Consider the following 4,598-nt stretch of genomic DNA (forward strand, 5'->3'; position numbering starts at 1 on the left):
CCTGCGCTTCACCCCCACCCCGCTGCACAGCGACGCCGAGATGGCGCGCCTCGTCGACGCCCTGCTCGACGTGTGGAGCCGCCTGGACCTGCGTCTGGCGGCGTAAGCCCCACAGCACCCCTCCTCCAGGGAGGAGGGGATTCGGTGATCTCCCAGCGATGATGGCATCGGCGCTCTGGACTTGTGGGCCGGAGCGCCTTACCTTTAGACGTATCTGAGAACGTTTCGCAACGTTCGGTCCGTAAACGTCGACAGCCACCGCCCAGGGGTTCGCCATGTATCGTGACAACTCGCTGATGCCGAAGGAGGCCGTGCGCCTCGCCGTCCTGGGCACGCTGATCCAGAACGGGCCGCAGCGTTACGCCGAACTGGCCGGCGCGCTCCGCCATTTCCTCGACCGCATCGTCGGCCCGTCGCTCGACCTCATGGGCACGTCGCTGGAGATGCTGCGCTACGAGGGGCTGATCGAGGCGCTGGACGGCACCGGCATGGAGGACAACGCCCTGCTCGGCGCGACCGAGGCCGGACGGGCGGAATTCGACACGCTGATGCGCGCCAACGTGCGCGCGCCTTCGGCGGACGGGCTGAACAAGCTGGTCATCGCGCTGAAGCTGCGCTTCCTGCACCTGCTGGACGTCGAGTCGCAGCGCGACCAGATCGACCACCTCGCCTCCCTGTGCGAGACGGAGCTGGCCCGGCTGGGCGACCTGAAGCGGGCGAGTGCGGGAACCGACGGCCATTTCGCCGAATGGCTGGAGCACGACATCGCCCAGGCCGAAGAGCGGCTGAACTGGTTCAACAATCTCCTGTCGCGGTTGTGATCGGCGCGGCGTTTTAGCCGCCTTTCATGCCAACATTTGTTCCGCGTTAGGGTTCTGGTGTAACTTTCGGGGCCATACTGCCTAACCCGAAAGCATAGTCAGGACCCTCTCCCATGGCTTCCAACCTGTCGCCCGACGATCTTGAAGACCGCCTGCGCGTCGAATTCATGGACGACGCCCGCGACCGGCTGGAAGTGATGAACGCCGCTCTGGAAGGCTTGTCCAAGGGCACGCGGGAGGAAAGCGCGGTCATCGGCGTGCTCCGGCTGGAGGCCCACAACTTCAAGGGCATGGGCACCAGCTTCGGCTACCCCACCGTCAGCCTCGTCGCGCACCGCCTGGAGGATTACCTGTCCGGCCTGAAACGGCTGGAACAGCGCGAGTTGAACGACGCGCAGACCTTCGTGGACCGGATCGCCGAGCTGGTGGACCGCGCCGAGCAGCCGCAGGTTGCCGAAACGAACCGGATCATTCGCGCCCTGCCGGTGCGTTACCAGTTCGAGATCACCGACATCCAGATCAGCAACGTCGAGATTATGCTGGTCACCCCGTCCAAGGTCGTCGCCAAGAAGTTGGGCAGTGAACTGGCGGCCTGTGGCTTCCGCACGGTGACGGTCAGCGACCCTATCGAGTCGATCAGCCTCGCCGTGCGTGTCCCGCCGGACATGCTGATCGCGTCGATGGTGATGGACGGCCTGTCCGGCCTGGACCTGATCCGCGGCCTGCGTGCGATGAGCGTCACGCACAATGTGCCGATGGCGCTGCTGACCTCGATGAGCCTGGACAACCCGGCCCTGAAGGAAATCCCGCACGGCGTCTCGGTCATCCGCGTCGGCGAGCATTTCGGGGACGACTTCGCGGCGGTGGTGGCGAAGCACAACCTCGGCTGAGGTTCAGGACCCTTGCGGGCAAAATGACTTCACGGATTTCGCGGATTTAGAGCACGGATTACACGGATTTTTCTTTGATACTCGCCCAGTAGTGGCTTGTCGAGGAGCCCTTGCTGAGCAAGCGATCTAAAAAATCCGTGAAATCCGTGAAAAGATCGGTGAAATCCGTGTGAATCTTGTGATCCCAGTCCGTCACTCGCAACGGGCAACCACCCGCCTCAATACAGGTGCTGCCCGCCGGTGATGAACATCTCCGTTCCGGTAACGTAGCCCGAGTCGGGACCGCACAGGTAGAAGACCACCGCCGCCACATCCTCCGGCGTGCCCATGCGCTTCAGCGGAATGCGCGGGATCAGCACGTCATATTCCGGCCCGGTCATGGCGGTCTCGATCTCGCCCGGCGCCACGGCGTTGACGCGCACGCCGATCTCGGCGAACTCCACAGCCATCTCACGGGTCAGGCCGGACAGCGCCGCCTTGGAGGTCGAATAGGCCGACCCCGCGAAGGGGTGCACCGAATGGCCGGCGATGGAGGTCACGTTGACGATCGCTCCCTTCGCCCGCGACAGCGGCGCCGCGAAGCCGCGGGCCAGCACCAGCGGAGCGAAGAAGTTCAGCTCGAACACCCGGTGCCATCCTTCGATGGCCCCGTTCAGGCAGCCGAGACGCTCCTTGATCGGCGTCTTGGGCGAAATGCCGGCGTTGTTGATCAACGCGTGCAGCGGCCCGCCGTCCAACGCCCGGTTGGCCTCCTCCAGGAAACGGGCGCGGCTGTCCGGATCGGACAGGTCCGTCGGGATGTGGTGGGTCCAGTTCGGATCGCGCCGGCAATGGTCCGGCACCTCCTCACGGGAACAGGAAATGACCCGCCAGCCCTCGGCGCTGAAGCGCTGCACGGTGGCGTGGCCGATGCCCCGGCTCGCGCCGGTCAGAATGACGGTTTTACGGTGCGGCATGATGTCCGAGGATACCCCGCTTCGCCGCACCGCGCCAGCGCGGCCGTTGCCGGTCAGACCATGCACCGTTGACGGGCGCACCCCACCGCCCAACCTTCAGCCTGAGGCCAACCGTTTCACCGACTCCAGGAGGACCGCCGACGTGCTCCCCCGTTTGATGGCCGTCCTTCTGCTCTCCGGCAGCCTGTTGGCTGGCCTGGGTGACGTCACCGCGGCGAAGGCCGCCGCCCAGACCGCCCAGACCAACGATGCCTGCGTGCCGCCCGGCGGCTGGTCCGACGCCACCGCCCGCCCGCTGAACGCCGCCGATTTGCTGCGCCGCGCCGCGGCCTCGCCCGCCGTGCTGCTGGGGGAGCGGCACGACAACGCCGACCACCACCGCTGGCAGCTTCACAGCCTGGCGGCGCTGCACGCGCTGAACCCCGATCTGGCGGTCGGCATGGAGATGTTCCCGCGCAGCGTCCAGCCGGTCCTCGACCGCTGGAGCGCCGGGCAGCTGACCGAGGCGGAGCTGCTGCGCGAGACCAACTGGCCGAAGGTCTGGGGCTACGACGCGCGCTTCTACCTGCCGATCCTGCATTTCGCCCGGATGAACCGGCTGCCGGTGGTCGCGCTGAACGTCGACCGCGGGCTGGTCAGCCGCACCGCGCGTGATGGCTGGGCCGCCATTCCCGCCAACGAACGGGAAGGCGTGGGCGACCCGGCCCCTCCCCCCGCCTCCTACACCGAGCGGCTGCGCCAGGTGATGGCCGCCCACGGCCCGACCGAGCGGCGCTCCGGCAGCTTCGAGCGATTCGTCGAGGCGCAATCCGTCTGGGACCGCGCCATGGCCGAGCGGATCGCCGAGACCCACCGCCAGACCAACCGCACCGTCGTCGCCATCCTGGGCCAAGGGCACATCGAAGGCCGCGACGGCGTCCCCCACCAGCTGGCCGACCTGGGCATCCGGCACAGCGTCGTCCTGCTGCCCTGGGATGAGGATCGCCCCTGCGCCGAGCTGGACGGGCGGATCGCCGACGCGGTCTACGGGCTGGGCGAGAGCGAGGCGCCGGCCGAGACGCCCCGCCCCCGGCTGGGCGTGATGCTTGAGCCAGGAACCGAGGGGGTGCGCGTGCGCTCCGTCACCGAGGGCAGCGTCGCCGCCGCCGCCGGCCTGACGGCGGGCGACCTCGTGGTCGCCGCGGCGGGGTCCCCGGTCCGCGAAGCCTCCGACCTGACGGCGGTGGTGCAGCGCCAAGCCCCCGGCACCTGGCTGCCGCTGACCGTCAAGCGCGAGCAGGGCACGGCGGAGCTGGTGGCGAAGTTCCCCGCCTCGCCCGCGGTGGAATAACGGGGCGGAGTGATCGGGAGCTAGAGCATTCGCTCCCACTGCGCCAAAACGTCCGGCGTGGGGTTCATCGCCGGGGCGAAGTCCTGGCGGCCCAGCCGCGACCGGTGTTCGCGCAAGGCCCACTGGACGGTCGGGAAGGCCAGATCGTCCCAGGGAATCTCCTCCCAGCGGAACAGCCCGACCTCCTGGCTCTCCGGCCCGGCGGACACGTCCGGCGACAGCAGGCGGGCGCGGAAAATGAGCTGCACCTGGCTGATGCGCGGGATGTCGTAGACGGCCAACAGCGAGTCGATGGCGATCCTGGCCCGCGCCTCCTCCCACGCCTCGCGGGCAGCGCCCTCCATGGTGCTTTCCCGCTCCTCCATGAAGCCGGCGGGCAGCGTCCAATAGCCTTTGCGCGGTTCGATGGCGCGGCGGCACAGCAGGATGCGGTCCTCCCACGTCGCCACCGACCCGACGACGATCAGCGGGTTCTGGTAGGCGATGTAGCCGCAGTCCGGACAGGTCAGCCGCTCGCGATCCTCGCCGGGCGGAATGGTGCGGACGCGGGGACCCTTGAGGCTGTCTCTTATACACATCTCCGAGCCCACGAGACTATAAC

Annotated in this window: 5 protein-coding genes; 3 read left to right on the top strand and 2 right to left on the bottom strand. The window is 67.9% G+C overall.

Going from position 1 to position 4,598, the window contains the following annotated elements:
* Positions 1-275 precede the first annotated feature (275 nt).
* Both Q4I23_RS30625 and Q4I23_RS30630 read left to right on the top strand, forming a co-directional pair.
* Positions 276-821, top strand: coding sequence for a hypothetical protein (locus Q4I23_RS30625; RefSeq protein WP_149164193.1), 546 nt, complete (start codon positions 276-278; stop codon positions 819-821).
* Between the two features lie 113 nt (positions 822-934).
* Positions 935-1,711: a response regulator gene (locus Q4I23_RS30630; RefSeq protein WP_237904290.1), complete on the top strand. Its 777-nt coding sequence runs from the start codon at positions 935-937 to the stop codon at positions 1,709-1,711.
* A gap of 218 nt (positions 1,712-1,929) precedes the next feature.
* Here the strand turns inward: Q4I23_RS30630 and Q4I23_RS30635 are convergent, their stop codons facing one another.
* The gene (locus Q4I23_RS30635) at positions 1,930-2,667 is read right to left on the bottom strand and encodes an SDR family NAD(P)-dependent oxidoreductase (protein WP_059399062.1); all 738 of its coding nucleotides are present in this window, start codon (positions 2,665-2,667) and stop codon (positions 1,930-1,932) included.
* 142 nt (positions 2,668-2,809) lie between these two features.
* Between Q4I23_RS30635 and Q4I23_RS30640 the strand changes: the two genes are divergently transcribed.
* Positions 2,810-3,997: a ChaN family lipoprotein gene (locus tag Q4I23_RS30640; protein ID WP_498528719.1), complete on the top strand. Its 1,188-nt coding sequence runs from the start codon at positions 2,810-2,812 to the stop codon at positions 3,995-3,997.
* Positions 3,998-4,017: 20 nt separating this feature from the next.
* Here the strand turns inward: Q4I23_RS30640 and Q4I23_RS30645 are convergent, their stop codons facing one another.
* Positions 4,018-4,575 (bottom strand): NUDIX hydrolase, encoded by a 558-nt coding sequence (locus Q4I23_RS30645; RefSeq protein ID WP_498528720.1) that lies wholly within the window; start codon positions 4,573-4,575, stop codon positions 4,018-4,020.
* Between the last annotated feature and the right edge of the window lie 23 nt (positions 4,576-4,598).

Source organism: Azospirillum sp. UFLA03-27 (assembly GCF_059803775.1).